Origin of the sequence: Nocardia sp. NPDC004604, from assembly GCF_040609795.1 — a bacterium.
GTDB lineage: Bacteria > Actinomycetota > Actinomycetes > Mycobacteriales > Mycobacteriaceae > Nocardia.
In genome coordinates this window covers 1-2,339 of the sequence record NZ_JBEXLC010000318.1, presented here as the reverse complement: position 1 = coordinate 2,339, position 2,339 = coordinate 1, and the positions used below count along the sequence as shown (strand labels likewise).

Sequence of the window (2,339 nt, the reverse complement as noted above, 5' to 3'; positions counted from 1 at the left end):
GGGCAGGACCTGCCTGCGGCGCTGGATGCGTGGGCCGCTGCGTTCGACGGCACCGAGGAGCCGACCCTGGTGGCGCACGCCGACCCGGGTCGCCGTTACACCGAGTCCCGCGATGTGGTCGCCGAGTTGACCGAGGAGCAGACCGCGGCGTTGAACCAGCTGGCCAGGGCCCGTGGGATCACCCTCAACACCGTGGTCCAGTTGGCGTGGGCAATTGTGTTGGGCTCGTTGACTTCCCGCGACGATGTGACCTTCGGTGCCGCGGTGTCGGGGCGGTCTCCACAGCTGGCGGGTATCGAATCGATGATCGGACTGTTCATCAACACGCTGCCGGTGCGGGTGCGTCTGGATGCCGCCGAGAGCCTGGGACAGTTGCTCGACCGAATCCAGGCCGAGCAGACCGCTCTGCTCGATCACCAGTTCGTCGGTCTCACCGAAATCGAGCGGGTCGCCGGGCCAGCAGCGGTGTTCGACACGATGACGGTCTTCGAGTCGTACCCGGTCGATCGTTTCGGGCTCACCGCGGACACCGACATCGCGGGCATGCGGGTCGTCGACGTCACGGGTATGGACGGCGCGCATTATCCGATGGGCGTGGTCGCGCACGTCGACACGCGGTTGCACCTGAAGATCAAGTACCTGCCCGAACTGTTCGACCACGACACAGTCGACGCGACCTTGCAGCGGGTGCTGCGCGTGCTCGATGTCATGGCCGTCGATCCGGATCTGCCGCTGGCCCGGCTGAACCTGCTCTCCCCCACGGAATACCGGGAGTTGACACCGGTTTCGGGCAACCCGCCGGTGCCGGGTCGCGCGCTTGCGGAACTATTGGCGGCGACGGTACAGCGCGATCCGGGGGCGGTCGCGGTGGTGTTCGAGGATCGGCAGTGGAGCTACGGTGAGCTCGATGCGGAGTCGAATCGGTTGGCGCGGTTGCTGATCGATCGGGGTGTGGGGCCGGAGACGAGTGTCGCGGTGGGGCTGGCACGGTCGGTCGAGTCGGTGCTTGCGGTGTGGGCAGTGGCGAAGTCGGGGGCGGCATTCGTTCCGGTGGACCCGCAGTATCCGACCGGCCGCATCGAGCACATGCTCACCGATTCCGGTGCGACGGTGGGAATCACGCTGTCGCAGTGGCGAGATCGATTCCCCGGATCGGTGTCCTGGTTGGTCCTCGACGAGGCCACCGCCGAAGCCGAAGTGACACAGGCATCCTCGGCACCGGTGACCGATGCGGAGCGAACCGGACCGATCCGGCTCGACCAGGCGGCGTACGTGATCTACACCTCCGGCTCGACGGGTGTGCCCAAGGGCGTCGTGGTGCCGCACCGAGGCTTGGCGGATCTGGTAACCGAGCAATGTTCGCGGTTCGACATCGAGCCCACCGCGCGGGTGCTGCATGTCGCGTCGCCGAGTTTCGATGCGGCGGTCCTGGAACTGCTGTGGGCGTTTGCATCGGGTGGGCGGCTGGTCATCGCGCCGCCGACCGTCTACGGCGGGACCGAGCTGGCACAGATCCTGTCGAGCCAGCGGGTGACCCACGTGGCGATGACGCCGACGGCGTTGGCGACGGTCGATCCGGCCGGGCTGGAGCACCTCGAGACCGTCGTGGTCGGCGGTGAAGCGCCTCCACCCGATCTGGTGTCGCGGTGGGCACCGGGCCGCAGACTCTTCAACACCTACGGTCCGGCGGAGGCGACGATCCAGACCGACGCCAGTGCCCCGCTGGTGGCGGGGCAGCCGGTGACGGTCGGCGAACCGATCCGTGGGGTCGGGCAGGTCGTACTCGATGCCCGGTTACGGCCGGTGCCCGTCGGTGTTGTCGGCGAGTTGTACCTCACCGGACCCGGTCTGGCCCGTGGCTACCGCAACCGAATGGGGTTGACGGCGGCGCGGTTCGTCGCCGATCCGTTCGCGGAGTCGGGACGGCGCATGTATCGCACCGGTGACCTGGTGCGGTGGCTGCGGCAACCGCACGGGAATCTGGAACTGGACTACGTGGGTCGGGCCGACTTCCAGGTCAAGCTGCGTGGTTTCCGCATCGAGTTGGGTGAGGTCGAATCCGGTCTGCTGGCCTGCGCCGGTGTCGCCCGCGCGGTCGCGACCGTGCACCATGGCACCGCTGTCGGTGACCGCCTGGTCGGGTACGTGGTGCCCGAACCCGGCGTCGCCCTCGACCCCGCCGCGGTCCTCACGGTCGCCGAACAGCGGCTGGCCCCGCACATGGTGCCCGCGACCGTCGTGGTACTGGACACGCTGCCGGTGACCGAGAGCGGCAAGCTCGACCGCGCCGCGCTACCCGTTCCGGACTTCAGTTCGGCTCGCGCCGAGTTCCGGGCGCC

Annotated in this window: 1 protein-coding gene; it reads left to right on the top strand. The window is 68.4% G+C overall.

What is annotated here, in order from left to right:
- Positions 1–2,339: amino acid adenylation domain-containing protein (locus ABZW16_RS43775; protein WP_354962071.1), on the top strand; the 2,339-nt coding region annotated here is incomplete at both ends.